We start from the raw sequence: 14,937 nt of genomic DNA on the forward strand, positions 1-14,937 counted from the left end.
GGCGGCTCCACCGGACGAAGTTATATCATTACTCGTCCGGGGTGAGCAGCAAAGGCGGAATCAGCCGGCGGTCTCGCCCCGCAACTCCCCCCGCGCCCGAACCGCCCGTTCCTCCTCCGCCGTCGCGCCCAGGCGCCTGCTCGCCGCCGCCGCGGCCTCCAGGTGGGCCGCGGCTTCGGCCGTGCGCCCCGCGTCGCGCTCGGCGAGGCCGAGCTGGAACAGGGCCTCCGCCTCCTCGCCCGCCGCGTGGATGTCACGCAGCACGCCAAGTGCGGTGCGCAGGTGGCGTATCGCGTCCTCGACGCGACCCCCCGCACGGTACGCCGCACCGATCCGCGTGAGCGCGATGCCCTCCGTGCGCCGGTCCCCGACCTCGCGCAGCACCGGCAGCGCCGTGCCGTACAGCGTGAGCGCCTCGCCGGTCCGGCCGAGCGCGTCCAGGACGGAGGCCAGGTTGATGTGGAGCGTGGCCCGGTCCCTCGGATTCCCGAGTCCTTCGGCGACCGTCAGCGCCTCTCGATAAGCGCTTTCCGCCGATTCCATGCGCCCCGACTTCCTGTGCGCTTCCGCGATGTTGTTCAATGCGCTGTATCGGCCCCGCTCGTCCCCTATTTCCCGGAATTCGGCCAGCGCGGAGGTGAAGCACGCCAGTGCTTCGTCGTGTTCCGCGAGATGGAGGTGGGCTATGCCGAGCACATTGCGGCAGCGCGCGATCCGTAATGCGTCTCCTGTTTGCGACAGGAAATCGAGAGACTCCTGTTGAAGCGCTCTGGCCGGTGCGTACCGCCCCGTCTGCCACAGGGATATCACGATGCGGTGCACGCACTCGGCCTCCAGCAACCGGTCCCCCACGGACCGTGCGGCCGCACGTGCCGTCTCCGCGGTCGCGATCGCCTCCTCGTACCGGGAGCCGTGGGTGTACACCGCGCAGAGGTCGAGCAGGGCGCGCGCCTCGGCCGCCCTGTCGCCCGCCGCCTGCCAGTGGGCGACGGCACGGCGCAGCAGCGGCTCGGCCGCCGCGAGGTGTCCCTCCATGTCCAGGAAACCCGCCAGGACATGCACGCCGAGGGCGAGTTCGCGCTCGGTGCCCTGGCTCGCCAGCCGCGCGGCGAGGTCCAGGAGATTGGCCGACTCGGTGATCAGCCACCGTTCCGCCGAGCGCGCGTCGGTGATGTCCGGGTGCGGGGGAGGAGGAGTGGGTCCGCCGTCCTGATCCGTGCGGGGACCGTCCGGATCCATCCGGGAGTCGTCCGGATCCATCCGGGAACGGAACGGGTACGCCAGCCGGTCCGCCCGGTCCGCCGCGTGCAGGTAGTGATCCACGAGGCGGTGCTCGGCCCGCCGTACCTCCGCCGCGGAATCCGCCCCACCGGTGGCGACGAGCGTGCGCGCGTAGTCGCGCAGCAGGTCGTGCATGGTGAAGCGGTGCGGGAGCGGTTCGGAGACGAGGGACTGCGCGAGGAGTTCCTCGAGCACGCGTTCCACCGTGGCCGGGGGGAGCCCGGTGAGCGCGGCGACCGCGTGCGGCGAGAACCCGACCCCGGGGTGCAGTCCGCTGCGCCGGAACACCAGCCGCTGGTCGGCGTCGAGCGCGTCGTACGAGACGGCGAAGACGTGCGTCAGGGACCGCTCCGCGTCGCGGAGCTGGGCGAGGCGGCCGTCGGCACCGGCCAGCCGGCGCAGGAGGTCGGACGTGGTCCAGGAGGTGTGGGCCAGCAGCCGGCTCGCGGCGATCTCGACGGCCAGCGGGAGGTGCCCGCAGCTCCGGACGATCCCGGCGACGTCCGAGGCGTCGGTGCCGGCCCGCGGGCCCAGCCGTCGGGTGAAGAGCGCGGCCGCGTCCTCGGGCGGGAGCACGTCGAGCGAGACGGGCCGCACCCCGGGCAGTCCGGGCAGCCGTCGCCGGCTGGTGACGACGACCGCGGTCGGGGAGGCACCCGGGAGCAACGGGCGCACCTGGGCGGAGGAGGTGGCGTCGTCGAGCACGACCAGCATCCGGCGGTCACGCGTCGCCGCCCGCCACAGCGCGACCAGTTCGTCGAGGTCGCCCGGCAGCTGTGTGGCGGCCGTGCCGAGCAGCCGCAGCAGTTCGGTGAGCGCACGGACCGGGGTCCGGGGGGTCCGGCCGGTGGAGTCCCCGCCCAGGTGGAGGAAGAGGCACCCGTCGGGGAAACGGTCCCGCAGCCGGTGCGCGAGGTGGACGGCCAGGGCGCTCTTGCCGACGCCGCCCATGCCGTGGATCGCCTCGACGGTCACGACGTCGTCCGCGGCGCCCCGCTCCTCGCAGAGCGAGGCGGTGAGCCGCCGCAGCTCCTCGCGCCGCCCGGCCCAGGGGACGTCGCGCGGCAGGTTGTCCGGGACCCGGCGCGCGGGCCGGGGGGCCGGTCTCTCCTCCGGCACGGCGCGGGGGAACAGGACCGCGGCGGGGGTCCCGGCCAGGATCCCCTGGTGGACCCGGTGCAGCCCGCGCCCGGCGTCGAGTCCGATGTCCTTCACGACCCGCTGCCGCGCCCGTTGGAGCAGCCGGGTGGCCTCGGCCGTCCGGTTGCTGCCGTACAGGGCGACGGCCAGCCGTTCGGCCAGCGCCTCGTCCACGGGGCGCGCCTCGACCAGCGGCAGCAGCACGGGTACGGCGTCGGTGTACTTGCCGCCGTCGAGCAGGATCTCGGCCCTGGTCAGCGCGGCCACCAGCCGGGTCTCGCCGGCGGCCGCGCGCAGGTGCTCGGCCCAGGAGCCGGTGATGCCGGCCAGCGGCTCCCCGTGCCAGTGGTCCTCCGCCCGGTCCAGCAGGCGCAGGGCGCCCTCGGCGTCGCCGCCGTCCCGGAGGGCGCGGGCCCGTTCGACGGCGGTGGTGTAGCGGCGCAGGTCGACCCGGTCCGGGTCGGTCTCCAGGGAGTACAGGTTGGTGCCGCTCCGGAGCGTGGGCGCGTCCTCCCCGAGGGCCCGCAGCGCGGCGCGGACGCGGGAGACGTGCGCGTGCAGCGCCTCCCTGGCCTTGCCGGGCGGGTGGTCGTCCCAGATGCGGTGGATCAGGGTGTCCACGCTCACCGTACGGCCGGCGTCCCAGGCGAGGGCGGCGAGCGCGACCCTCGTCTTCGTCGACCGCAGATCGCCGCGCCGGCCCGCCGCGCGGAGTTCCACGGCCCCCGAAATCCTGATCTCGAACTCCACCAGCGTCCTCCCCGCCGGTAGGACATGTGATTGCCGAGCATTCGAGCGTGGCATAGACCTGGCAGCGACGACCAGAAGGGGACGTTGTGCGCTCAAAGTTGACCGGTAAATAGTCGCAACCGTTCACATCCTGACCGAAGAGGGAGTACCGCTGCCGGCGGCGGAGGTGACTCCCGGGGACGGAAAGGGGCCGCGCACGTGCGTGCTTTCTCCCCCGGCGCACCGGACGGGCCCGGCGGATCCGAGGCCCTGCTGTCGGCGATGGCCGCGTGCGGGACCGGACCGGAGTCCGCGGCGTGGCGCGAACTTGCCCGCGTGGTGGACACGGCGGGCCGCGCGGAGCCGTCGGTGACCCGGCTCTGGCCCCCGCGGTCCGGCGGAGCACGGCCGGACGGGACTGACGGGGCTGACGGGGCGGAGGGGGCGGAGGGGACCGACGACCGGGCCGACGGGACGGAGTCCTGGCGTGGGCTGGCCCGGGCGCTCGCGGCGGTGGCGGCGCGGGACGCGCCGACGCGGCACGCCCTCACCGCCTGGCTGAGCAGCCACCCCGGCCCCGCGCCGACGGCCAACGTTATCGGCGGGGACTCCGTGCTCCACGGACCCACCGTGCAGGCCCGGGACGTCCACGGCGGCCTCCACTTCCACACGTCGCCCCCGGTGCCCCCGCCCCGCCTCCCCATCCCCCGTCAACTCCCCCCGGTGACCGCGCGGTTCACCGGACGGGAGGACGACCGCCGGGCGCTGGACGCCCTGCGTGCCCAGTGGCCCGCGCACACCCCGCAGCTCCTGGTGATCAGCGGACTCGCCGGGGTCGGCAAGACCACCCTCGCCGCCCACTGGCTGCACGCGCACGCCGACGACTTCCCCGACGGCCAGCTCTACGCGGACCTGGGCGGCAGGACCACCGAGGAGCCCGTCCCCCCGTCCGTCGTCCTGGAGGCCTTCCTGGTCGCGCTCGGCGCCCCCTCGGTGCCCGCCCGGCTCGCGCAGCGCGGTGCGCTGTGGCGGTCGCTGACCTCGCGGCTGCGGCTGGCCGTCCTCCTGGACAGCGCGTTCACGGCCGCCCAGGTGCGCCCGCTCCTGCCCGGTTCGCCGGCCGGTCTCACCGTGGTGACCAGCCGGTCCAACCTGACCGGTCTGCGCGTCGACGGCGCGTCCGTGCACCGGCTGGACGGCCTCCCCGCCGACGCGGCCGTCGCACTCCTGGCCGCCGGCGGCGGGGCGCGCGTGACGCGGGAGCCGGCCGCCGCCCGCGAGGTGGTCCGGCTGTGCGGCCGGCTGCCCCTGGCGCTGGCCCTGGCCTCCGCCCACCTCGCCCTGCGCCCGCACCGCTCCGTGGCCGCGCTGGCCGGCACGCTGGCCCGGGCGCGGGGCGACGTCGAGACGCTGCGTGTCGAGGGGGACTCCGTGCTGCGTACGGCGCTGGACCTGTCGTACGGGGCGCTGCCGGACGAGGGCCGGGCCCTGTACCGCCGCATGGGCCTGCTGCCCGCCGACCGCTACGACCTCTCGCTCCTGACCGCCCTCGCGGACGACGGGGCCGGGCCACCGGGCACGGGGTCCGGTACCGGGAGCGGCACCGGGAGCGGTAGCGCGGCCGGAGCCGCCGCCACGACCGCCGCCGCCACGACCGCCGCCGCCACGGCCGGCGCCGCCGACGCGGCCGATGCCGCCGTCCACGCCCTTCTGGAGGCGAACCTCCTGGAGGAGACGGGACCGGGCACCTACCGTTTCCACGACCTCGTCCGGCCGCACGCCCGCCGGCTCGGCGAGGCGGACGAGGACGCCCGCACGCGGGAAGGCGTACTGCGCCGTTTCCTCGACTGGTGCCTCGTCACGGCGGCGTCGGCGGAGCACCTCCTCAGCCCCGGCCACCGGCTGCCCGGCCACGACCTCCCCGCGACGGAGGTCTCCCCGGCCCCGCTCGACGGCCCCGAGGAGGCGCTCGCCTGGCTGGACACGCACCGCCACGGCCTGATGGGCGCGGTGCGGTACGCGGCCGACGCCGGACTGCACACCTCCTGCTGGACCCTCACGGATCTGCTCTGGCCGCTGTTCCTGCGGCTGCGGCCGTCCGGGATGTGGATCGAGGCGCACCGCCTCGGCCTGGAAGCGGCCCGCCGGGCCGGCGCGCGGCGGGGCGAGGGCCGCATGCTCACCTCCGGCGCGATCGGCCTGCGGGACGCCGGCCACTTCCCGGAGGCGGCCGACTGGTACCGGCAGGCGCTGGAGCAGGCCACGGCCGACGGCGACGTACGCCAGCAGGCGCAGGCGGTGAACGGCCTCGGCCACCTCGCCCTGCTGACGCACCGCCTCGACGAGGCCCGCGAGCACTTCACGCACGCCCTGCGGCTGCGGGAGTCGACCGGGCAGCGGCGCGGGGCGGCCCTGTCCCGGCGGCGCCTCGGCGAGACCGCGCTGGCCGCGGGCGACCTGGCCACGGCCGCCGCGCACCTGGAGCGGGCCGGCGCCGAACTGCGGGCGCTCGGGGAGACGTACGAGGAAACCCGCGTCCTCGCCCTCCACGGCCACGTCGTGGACCGCGCCGGCGACCACGACGCCGGCGCCCGGCGGCTGCGCGAGGCGCTGGGGCGCTTTCGCGCGGGGGAGGCCCGCTCCGTGGAGTGGGAGGCCCGCTGCCTGGAGTGGCTCGGCCGGTCCGCCGAGGCCCGGGGCGACCACGAGGAAGCGCTGCGGCACCACGCGGCCGCCCTGGACCTCTACCGGACGCTGAACCCGGAGGACGCGGCCCGCCTCGAGGCCCGGCTGCGGCGGGAGTGACCTCCGGAGGCCCGCCCGGCGGCGTCCGGCGTCCCGTACCGGGTCAGCCATGCGTGGGCGAGGGAACCGGCCAGGTGCGGGGAGGGCGGGGCCCCGCCCGCCGTGAGCGGCCGCACCCACCGCACGGCGCCCGTGCGGTCGCGTACGCCGACGACCGGCGTCGCGGCCCGTACCGGCACCGCGACGGTCCGGCACCCGGGATGCCGGGCCAGCAGCGCGAGCGCCCGCAGCCGGGCCGCGCCCGGGGGCAGCGGCACCCGGCTGACCAGGACGTCGGCGAGCTCCCTGAGCCGGGAGTGTCCCGTACCCTCCGCCGCCACCCGCAGGTGCACGTCGCACGGGAACGGCCCGGGCGCGTGCCGGCAACCGGACGGTCCCGGGCACGCGCCCGGCGGCAGCGGGACGGTCCGCACGACCACCGGGCTCCCGGCCGGGCCGACGGAGCACACCGTGACCCACGCGCCGACCGCCGTCGCCGGGCCGCTCACCGTGCCGTCCCGTCGCCGGCGGTGACCTCCCACCGCGCCAGTGGCGGCGGGGGCGGGGGCGGCGCGACGAACGGCGGGTGGGCGGGCTCGCCCAGGCCGAGCAGCCGGTAGACGGCCGTCCGCACCCGCCGGTGGAAGTGCCCCGGCGCCGACGACAGCGACGCGGCCACGTGGTCGTACTGCCCCGGCCGGCGCAGTTCCGCCGCGTACCGCAGTTGCTCCGCCAGGGGGTGCAGCGGCGAGAGGACCGGGGCCACGGCGGACAGCAGGGCCGCCGGGGAGGCGGCCGCCATCTCGCGCCGGGGCCCCGGGGTCAGCAGCAGCGTCGCGTCCGTGAGGGTGCCGTACGCGGTGAGCGAGCCGTGGTCGCCGATGATCCAGTCGGCCGCGATCAGCGGCGCCTGCCAGTCGGCCTCCGGGGGCAGCACCGCGATCGCCCGGTCCCGGCGGCCGGACAGCCAGCCGCGCACCTGCCGGACGCCATGTCCCGCGTACACGTTGGGGTGGACCAGCAGCGCGACGCGGTGGCCGTCGCCCGGGAGCCGGCCCAGCAGCTGCGGCAGCAGCGAGTCGAGCCGGGCGAACGTCGAGGCCGGCCCCCAGGTGGAGGTGACGACGACGAGCCGCTGTCCGTCCTCGATCCCCAGCGCACGGCGGTAGGCCGCGCGGCGGGGCCGGCCCGCCAGGATCCGGTCGACGCACGGATCACCCGCGACCTGGGCCGCGGGCAGGGCCTCGGGGCAGGACCGGGCGAGCTCCTCCAGGGCCCGCTCGTGGGCGTAGACGAGGGCCGCCGGGACCAGCCGCCCCTCGTGCAGCAGATGCCGGGGACTCAGCATCCCGGGCGCCCTCGGCTCCCCGGGGGCCAGGCCGGAGACGTCGGTGAGCGGTTTGATGTGCCCCGCCCCGTGCGCGATGCGGACCACCGGGGCGCGCAGCTCGTGCACTCCGCGCAGGCCGGCCGCGAGCACGAGGTCGAACTCGGCCCGCAGTGCCTCCTCCCAGGGCACGGTGGAGATGCCCAGGCCGTGCAGGAACTCGGCGGTGCCACTGCCGAAGGCGTGCGGCGCCACCGTGAAGATCAGCTGGACGCGCAGATCGGCCTCCAGCAACTCGAAGACCTCGCGCAGCCGTTGGGCGAAGGTCACCGTGTGGGCGACCACCAGGACCCGCTTGCAGTCCCGCACCGTCAGCCAGTGCCCCTGCTCGATCAACGCCGTTCTCGTCGTTGGTACGGACATACGAACCCCCGTGACTCCGTCACTGCGTACAGCGGACGACGGGGAGCTGCCCGGCGGTTACGGCGCTTTCCTTGCACTCTCCTTGCAACGCCCTTGCCGTGCAAGGGAATGGGGGGGCGCGAGGCGGCGCGGGCGGGCTCACGCGTGGAGCACGACCTTTCCCGCCACCGTTCCCGACTCCGCGAGGCGCAGGGCCTCGGCGGCCTCGGTGAGGGGGAGGCGGGCGGCGACCTGGGCGGTGATGTCGCCGCGGCGGAGGGCCTCGAAGACCTGGGTGAGGTCGGCGCGCAGACGGGCGCGGAAGCGGGCCTCGTTCCTGCGGCCGGCCCAGATGTTGTAGAAGCGGGCGCGACGGCGGTTGGGCAGGGCGTTCCACAGCCAGACCCGGGCGAGCAGCTTGAGGACGGGCAGTTGCTTGGAGCCCTCGTCGTCCCGGGTGGAGGCGGTGCCGTACGCGACGAGCGTGCCGCCGGGGGCGAGCAGCCGCCAGGAGTCGACGATGCCGGGGCCGCCGACGTGATCGAAGACGGCGTCCACCCCGCCGGGGGCCAGCTCGCGGACGCGTGCGGCGATGTTCTCCGTGTGGTGGTCGACGGGGGTGACGCCCCGGTCGCGCAGCACCTGGTGGTGGCGGGCGGAGGCGGTGCCGATCACCCTGGCTCCGGTCGCCCGTGCCAGCTGGACGAGGACCGAGCCGACGCCGCCGTTGGCGCCGAGCACCAGCACCGTCTGCCCGGCGCGGACGCGGGCCGTGCGGTGCAGCATCTGCCAGGCGGTGATGCCGTTGACGACCATGGTCTCCGCCCGGTCCGCGTCGACGCCGTCCGGGACCGGTACGGCATCCGCCGCGTCCACGACGACATGGCTGGCCCAGCCGCCGATCTTGACCATCGCGGCCACCCGGGTGCCGGTCAGCGCCGGGGTGACGCCCTCGCCGGTCGCGGCCACGGTGCCGACGAGGTCGTAGCCGGGGACGAAGGGGAACGGCGGCTGGTCGAAGTACTTGCCGCGGCGCATCTGCTGCTCCGCGAAGGAGACGCCGGTCGCCTCCATCCGGATCACCACCTGGCCGGGGCCGGGCGCGGGTACCGCCCCGCGCCGGATCCGCAGCCCCTCCGGCTCGACCTTGCCCGGCAGGACGACCTCGACGAGTTCTTCGGTTTCCGTGGAATGCATGAGGGCCTCCGGTGTGCGTGACTCCGTTGTTGGCGTTATCCGCTGTCTGCTTCGTTAGAAGTTGTAACTCTCTCGCCCGCGTAGTGTCAATAGCGTTCGTGATAGCTTCTAACTGGAGTGAGGCGGGGCGAGGATCGTGCGCGGGGACGGGCACGGGAAGGCGGCGGACATGCGGCAGGAGACGGCGGGGAGCGCCGCGGGCGCGGCGACACCGCGTGAGCGCTACCGCGCGCAGGTGCGGACCGAGATCAAGGCGCACGCCTGGGAACAGATCGCCACCGCGGGGGCCCCCGGGCTCTCCCTCAACGCGATCGCCAAGCGCATGGGCATGAGCGGGCCCGCGCTCTACCGGTACTACGCCGGCCGGGACGAGCTGATCACCGAGCTGATCAGGGACGGCTACCGCAGCCTCGTCGACGCCTTCCGCGCGGCCTCCGGGGCCTTCGCGGCCTCTGTGGCCTCCGAAGCCGCCGCGTCCGGCGCGGAGGCGCGCGCGCTGGCGCACGCGATGCGCGGGTGGGCGCTGGCCGACCCCCAGCGCTACTTCCTCGTCTTCGGCACCCCCGTGCCCGGCTACCACGCGCCGGACGACACCACCGACCTCGCCAGGGAGACCATGGCGTTCGTGCTCGACGCCTGCGCGGCGCTGCCCCAGGCCGCCCTCCCCGGCTCCCCCGGCTCTCCCGGCTCTCCCGAGGTGCCGTTCGCCGTGCACCTCGGGCAGTACAGCGCGTGGGCGGGCGACCGGCCCGCCCCTCCCGCCGTGCTGCACCGTGCGCTGTCCTTCTGGACCCGGCTGCACGGCGCCCTCTCCCTGGAACTCGCCGGGCAGTTCACCGGGATGGGATTCGACCCGGCGCTGTTCTTCGAGGCGGAACTCGACGCGCTGGTGGCCGGCGGCTGAGGAGCGGGAGCGCCCGAAGCGGCTTACGGGCACCCGAAGCGGCTTACGGGCGGCCGGGATTCGCCTACGGGCGACCGGTCAGGCCGTCACGTGCGCCACCACCGCGCGCATCGCCTCCCGTACCGCCGCCCGCCACTCGTCGGCCGGGTCTGCGGGGCCGCCCCCGTGGTGGCCGTGGGGGACGTCCACCACCCGCACGTCCGCCTCCCGCTCCGCCGCCGTCCGCAGGAACTCCGTCACGGTCGCCGCGATCTCCGGCGACTCCAGGCCCACCCGGAGCAGTACCAGCGGCGGCAGCGCGTGACCGGCGTCCGCGACCGCCCGCACCGGATGGAACCGGTCCTCCGCCGGCATCCCCCAGTTCGGCAGCGGGGCGAGGACGGGGTACGCGGCGCCCAGGCAACGCAGCCACGCCGGCGGCTTGGCCAGCCACTCCGCCATGAGGGGGCCGCCGCCGGAGAAGAACCACAGCGCGATCCGGCCGGCGTCGACGCGCGGGTCCGAGCGGACCAGGTCCACGGCCGCCGCGACGTCCGCCGCGGCGCGCGCGTAGTCGGCCACGTCGTGCAGCCGGTGCGCGACGACCGCGCCCACCACGCCCTGCCCGGCCGCGTACCGGGCGTGGCCCGTCAGGACCGGCCAGTCGCGCGGGGCCGGCTCGGCCCCGGCGGGCACCGGCCCGCCGTGCACGAACAGCACCGCGGGGCGGGGACCGTCCGGGGTGGCCGCCGCCGGGACGTACAGGTCCACGTTCTCCCGCCGCTCGCGCGGCAGTTCGGGTGCCTGGAGGGGGAACGGGTGGAGATGCGCGGGGGTTTCCGCCTCGCCCGGCGCGGTGAGCGCGTGTCCCTCGCCCGCGGCGGCCCGCAGCAGGACGTCGGCCAGGTCGGCGGGGCAGGACAGCATCGGCCAGTGGCCGGTGGGGAGTTCGAAGAACGTCACCCCGGGGGCGGTCAGCGCGCGCAGGGCCGGGTCGCCGAGGTCCACCAGTTGCTGGACCATGGCGATGCCCACGCCGCTCGCGGTGCACAGCACGCCCGTGGTCGGTACGGCGGCCGCCGCGCCGGTCAGCCGCAGCGGCTGGAACAGCGTGCCCAGCGGCTGGGGCGCGGCCCGGGCGGTGAGCCGGTCCAGGGCCTCCTTGGGGACGCCCGCCGTGCTGCCCCACCGCGTCCACTCCTCGCGCGCCGGGGGCGGCAGCTCGCCGTCGGATCCGCCGGCCGCCGCCCGTTCGGCCAGCCGGGCGCGCAGGGACTGGTCCGGCACCGCCGCCAGCGGCGGGACGCCGTCCCGCGGCATCCCCGCGTCCAGGAACACGATCCGGGTCACCCGGCCCGCCCGCCGGTCGGCGGCGCCCAGCACCGGGTGGATGCCGTAGTCGTGCCCGACGAGCACGACCTCCCGGCCGTCCGGGGCGCCGGCCGCGTCGATCGCCGCGCACACGTCCCGGATGTGCGCCTCCAGATCCACCGCCGGGCCGGCAGCGCTTCGTGCCCGCCCGGGTCCCGCGAGCGTCACCGCCCGCACCTCGGCGCCCGCCGCGGTCAGCCGGCGGGCGGTTGCCTCCCATACGTGCGCGTCGGTGAACATGCCCGGTACCAGGACGAATACGGGGGTCACGGCCCTCTCCTCACACTGTCGTCGTACGCCGTCGGCGGCGCCCGGAACCATCCGCCCGGCCGCGCCCGCCGGTACGGTAGGGGCTCCCCCTGGGGGAGGTTCAACCCGTAAGGCGCCCCTGCGCGCGGGCTCCTGGGGAGCCGGAGGGAGGCCCACCGCCGTGCCGTACGACGACGGACTGTGGAGCATCGGCGAACTCGCGGAGCGCGCGGGCGTCACCGTCAAGACGGTCCGCTTCTACTCCGACCGCGGACTGCTGCCGGAGACCTCCCGCAGCGCGGGCGGCCACCGCCGCTACGGCCCCGCCGCGCTCGGCCGGCTGGCCCTGATCCGCGCGCTGCGCGGGCTCGGCCTCGGGGTGCCCGAGGTGCGGCGGGTGCTGCCGCGGGGCGGCCCGTCCGACGGCGTACCGCAGGACGAGGTGCTGGCGGAGGGGCTCCTTGAGGACGCCGTCGACGGGCAGCTGCGGGAGCTCGGTTCGCAGTTGACGGCGCTGCGCTGGCGGGAGGCGGCGCTGCGGCTGGTGCGGGAGTGCCCGCCGGGGGAGCGCGCCGACCGGCTGCGCCTGGTCGGCGCGGTGACGACGCCGCCGAGTACGGCCGCGATCGCCCGGTTCTGGCGCGGCTGGCTGCCGGCCCGGATGCCGGCCCGCGCGGTCGCGGCGTTCCTGGACGTCGCGGTCCCGCAGCCGCCCGCCGACCCGGAGCCGGCCCAGGTACTGGCCTTCGCCCGGCTGCACGCCCTGACGTCCCGCCCCTGCACGGGCACCGAGCAGCCCCAGCCGGAGGCGCACCGGCGGGCCGGGGGCGCGCGGGCGGGCGTCCTGTACGCCGGCCTGGCCGAGGCGTACGACCTGGCGGCGGCCCCGCTGCGCGCGGGCCGCGCACCGCACCCGGGCGAGGCACTCGACGGCTTCGTCTCCGCCTACGCCCAGGCCTACGGCACCCGCGACACCCCCGCCTTCCGCCGCGCCCTGGCCCCCCAACTCGCGGCCGACCCCCGCCTCGACGAGTACTGGCACCTGATCACCGCCCTGGACCCCCACTCCGCCCCCACCCCCGGCACCGCCCACGACTGGCTGCTGCGGTCCCTGCACACCGAGACCGCGCCGACGGCCTGAACCCACAGCCCCCGCCAGGAGGGGCGCACCGTCCATGAGGAGATTCCGTACGGAGTCCGGGAAGCTTCCGCACGGGGGGTTGCGGGGGCAGCACAGTGGGGCCGTCTCTGTTCCGCCCGGAAGGCTCCGAGTGATGTTCCGAACCCCCCACGGGTCCGCCGTTCGTCGTCGTGTCGGCACGGTCGCCGTGACCGCCTCGGCCCTGTTGGCCGGCGGTTGTGGTGTCGTCGACGCAGGCAGCAGCGGTGCCGCGGCACCGAGGAAGGGCGACGATCTCACCGTCGGCCTTCTGATGCCCGACCACAAGACCGCCCGCTTCGACGACTTCGACCAGCCCCTCATCACCAGGCGGATCGCCGCCCTGACCCACGGCAAGGGCAAGGTCGTGGCCCATAACGCCGGCGCCAGCGCGTCCCGGCAGAGCGAACAGTTCGCCGGACTGATCGCCGACAAGGTGGACGTGATCCTCGTCGACGCCGTCGACTCCGGGTCGATCGCCGCGCAGGTCGAGAAGGCCAAGGACGCGCACATCCCGGTGATCGCCTACGACCGGCTCGCCGAGGGCCCGATCGACGCGTACGTCTCGCACGACAACGAACTCGTCGGCCAGGTGCAGGGCCAGGCCCTGCTCAAGGCGCTCGGCGAGCACGCGGCCACCAGCAAGGTCGTCATGATCAACGGCTCGCCCAGCGACCCGAACACCGCCCGCTTCAAGAAGGGGGCCCTCGACGAGCTCAAGGACAACGTCGTCATCGCCAAGTCGTACGACACCCGGGAGTGGCTGCCCGAGGTCGCCGCGGAGAACATGCGCAAGGCGATCAAGGCGGTCGGGCTCGACGACATCGACGCCGTCTACTCCGCCAACGACGGCATGGCGGGCGCCACCATCGACGCCCTGAAGAAGGCCGGGGCCGACCGGATACCCCCGGTGACCGGGCAGGACGCCGACCTCGCGGCGGTGCGGCGGATCGTCTCGGGGGAGCAGTACATGAGCGTCTACAAGCCGTTCCGGCGGGAGGCCGAGAGCGCCGCCGAGATGGCGGTGACCAAGGTGCAGGGCCGCTCGATCGAGTTCGACGCGCTCACCCGCGACTCGGTGGACAGCCCGACGCGCAAGGGGATCCCGTCGATGCTCGTCCCGGTGGTCGCCCTCACCAGGGACAACATCGCGCAGACGGTGATCCAGGACGGCGTCTACACCGTGCGGGACATCTGCACGCCCGCGTACGCGGCGAAGTGCGAGGAGATCGGGCTGACGTAAGTCAGGAGCGCGTCGCCGGCTCCGGTTCAGCGGGTGGTGGGGTCCGTGGCATCCGTGCTCGGCACCGCGCCGGAGGAGTCCTGTGAGCGGTCCGCCGCCTTGGACCGATCCGCCTGTGCCGACCGCTCCTTCGCCGCGGTCCGCTTCGACGTCCCGGTCCGCGCCGACGGCACCAGGAGCCCCGACTCCGACTCCCCCGGCACCAGCGGGCTCGCCGACGGGCCGGCGTCGGAGGCGTCCTGCCCGCCGGGGGCGTCGGTGCCGGACGTCGTGGGTTCCTCGGTCGGCCGGGGCCCGGTCGTGGCCGTGCTCCCGCCGGTCGCGGGCGGCGGGGCGAGCGGCACGGTCGGGGAGGCGGGCCCCTCGGCCGTCCCGAGCCGCAGCGGCAGGGCGACGAGGACGGCGGCCGCGCAGGTCAGCGCCGCACCGATCGCCGCGCGCAGCAGCCGTCGGCGGGCGGCGGTGCGGCGGATCGCCTCGTAGCGGCCGGGCGGCGGACCGAGCAGGTCGGCACGGTCGGAGAAGGGCCGGAGGATCACCGTGAGCGGATCCTCGGCCCCGTCCGCCCCCGCCCCGTTCATCCGGAACACGTCGTCCGGCCCGCCGGAACCGCCCGTGCCGCCCGCCGCGCCGCCCCCGCGGAAGCCGTCCGGGCCGTCCGGGTCGGCGTCAAAGCGTGTGGTCAAGGCTTCTCCTCAGATGGACGCGGAGCAGTTCGCGGGCCGCGTGGAGGTCGGCCTTGACGGTTCCTTCCTTGCGCCCGGTCAGCGCGGACACCTCCCGGATCGGCATGTCAGCGTAGTAGTGCAGCAGGATCGGCACCCGCAGCCGTTCCGGCAGCGCCTGCACGAGCAGCCGCACCGACGGGTCGTCCTGCTCGGCGTGCGGGCGCAGCGCCGCCTCCGTGGTGACCCGGCGCACGGCGCGGCGCTCGCGCTCCAGTTTGCGCCAGTGGTCGCGGACGAGGTTGGCCGCGGTGACGTAGAGGAAGCCGCGCGGCTCGTCCACGGACGTCCAGCGGGCCCAGAGCCGGGTGAACGCCTCGGAGGCGATCTCGTGCGCCGTCCCGTCGTCGTCGACGAGACGGCGGCACCAGCCGGCCAGGCGCGGGTAGAGGGCGGCGAACAGTTCGGACGCCGCCCTCTCACGGGACCGTTTCAACGCTCTCCAGG

Annotated in this window: 11 protein-coding genes; 4 read left to right on the plus strand and 7 right to left on the minus strand. The window is 75.8% G+C overall.

Features of this window, described 5'->3' with window-relative positions:
• Positions 1 to 60: 60 nt before the first annotated feature.
• The gene (locus tag OIE12_RS17155) at positions 61 to 3,171 is read right to left on the minus strand and encodes an AfsR/SARP family transcriptional regulator (protein ID WP_329136278.1); all 3,111 of its coding nucleotides are present in this window, start codon (positions 3,169 to 3,171) and stop codon (positions 61 to 63) included.
• Between the two features lie 198 nt (positions 3,172 to 3,369).
• Between OIE12_RS17155 and OIE12_RS17160 the strand changes: the two genes are divergently transcribed.
• Positions 3,370 to 5,955, plus strand: a complete 2,586-nt coding sequence (locus OIE12_RS17160) for a tetratricopeptide repeat protein (RefSeq protein WP_329136279.1) — start codon at positions 3,370 to 3,372, stop codon at positions 5,953 to 5,955.
• Here OIE12_RS17160 and OIE12_RS17165 read toward each other — a convergent pair.
• The 3 genes from OIE12_RS17165 to OIE12_RS17175 all read right to left on the minus strand — a co-directional run bounded on the left by OIE12_RS17165 (position 5,895) and on the right by OIE12_RS17175 (position 8,860).
• Positions 5,895 to 6,443, minus strand: coding sequence for a hypothetical protein (locus OIE12_RS17165; RefSeq protein WP_329136281.1), 549 nt, complete (start codon positions 6,441 to 6,443; stop codon positions 5,895 to 5,897). The genes OIE12_RS17160 and OIE12_RS17165 overlap by 61 nt on opposite strands.
• Entirely contained in the window at positions 6,440 to 7,684 is a 1,245-nt protein-coding gene (locus tag OIE12_RS17170) for a hypothetical protein (protein WP_329136283.1), read from the minus strand. The genes OIE12_RS17165 and OIE12_RS17170 overlap by 4 nt, the downstream gene beginning before the upstream one ends.
• 138 nt (positions 7,685 to 7,822) lie before the next feature.
• Positions 7,823 to 8,860 carry a medium chain dehydrogenase/reductase family protein gene (locus OIE12_RS17175; RefSeq protein WP_329136285.1) on the minus strand — a complete coding sequence of 346 codons (1,038 nt, stop codon included), beginning with the start codon at positions 8,858 to 8,860 and terminating at the stop codon, positions 7,823 to 7,825.
• Positions 8,861 to 9,029: 169 nt separating this feature from the next.
• Here OIE12_RS17175 and OIE12_RS17180 point away from each other — a divergent pair, with 169 nt between their 5' ends.
• Entirely contained in the window at positions 9,030 to 9,764 is a 735-nt protein-coding gene (locus OIE12_RS17180; protein WP_329136287.1) for a TetR/AcrR family transcriptional regulator, read from the plus strand.
• Between the two features lie 78 nt (positions 9,765 to 9,842).
• Here the strand turns inward: OIE12_RS17180 and OIE12_RS17185 are convergent, their stop codons facing one another.
• The gene (locus OIE12_RS17185; RefSeq protein WP_329136289.1) at positions 9,843 to 11,384 is read right to left on the minus strand and encodes an alpha/beta hydrolase; all 1,542 of its coding nucleotides are present in this window, start codon (positions 11,382 to 11,384) and stop codon (positions 9,843 to 9,845) included.
• A 160-nt stretch (positions 11,385 to 11,544) separates the two neighbouring features.
• On the opposite strand from OIE12_RS17185, the gene OIE12_RS17190 reads away from it, so the two are divergent.
• Positions 11,545 to 12,504, plus strand: a complete 960-nt coding sequence (locus OIE12_RS17190; protein WP_329136291.1) for a MerR family transcriptional regulator — start codon at positions 11,545 to 11,547, stop codon at positions 12,502 to 12,504.
• A gap of 133 nt (positions 12,505 to 12,637) precedes the next feature.
• Positions 12,638 to 13,765 (plus strand): sugar ABC transporter substrate-binding protein, encoded by a 1,128-nt coding sequence (locus OIE12_RS17195; protein WP_329136293.1) that lies wholly within the window; start codon positions 12,638 to 12,640, stop codon positions 13,763 to 13,765.
• Positions 13,766 to 13,791: 26 nt separating this feature from the next.
• Here OIE12_RS17195 and OIE12_RS17200 read toward each other — a convergent pair whose 3' ends face one another.
• On the minus strand, positions 13,792 to 14,451 hold the full coding sequence (locus OIE12_RS17200; RefSeq protein ID WP_443053841.1) for a hypothetical protein: 660 nt from the start codon (positions 14,449 to 14,451) through the stop codon (positions 13,792 to 13,794).
• Positions 14,435 to 14,926 (minus strand): RNA polymerase sigma factor, encoded by a 492-nt coding sequence (locus OIE12_RS17205; RefSeq protein WP_030376802.1) that lies wholly within the window; start codon positions 14,924 to 14,926, stop codon positions 14,435 to 14,437. The genes OIE12_RS17200 and OIE12_RS17205 overlap by 17 nt, the downstream gene beginning before the upstream one ends.
• Positions 14,927 to 14,937 lie beyond the last annotated feature (11 nt).

Origin of the sequence: Streptomyces sp. NBC_00670, assembly GCF_036226765.1 — a bacterium.
Taxonomy (GTDB): Bacteria; Actinomycetota; Actinomycetes; order Streptomycetales; family Streptomycetaceae; genus Streptomyces.

Excerpts from the sequence above, each read along its gene's own strand:
- OIE12_RS17180 (WP_329136287.1), top strand. The coding sequence starts at position 9,030 with ATGCGGCAGGAGACGGCGGGGAGCGCCGCGGGCGCGGCGACACCGCGT.
- OIE12_RS17175 (WP_329136285.1), bottom strand. The coding sequence starts at position 8,860 with ATGCATTCCACGGAAACCGAAGAACTCGTCGAGGTCGTCCTGCCGGGC.
- OIE12_RS17195 (WP_329136293.1), top strand. The coding sequence starts at position 12,638 with ATGTTCCGAACCCCCCACGGGTCCGCCGTTCGTCGTCGTGTCGGCACG.
- OIE12_RS17170 (WP_329136283.1), bottom strand. The coding sequence starts at position 7,684 with ATGTCCGTACCAACGACGAGAACGGCGTTGATCGAGCAGGGGCACTGG.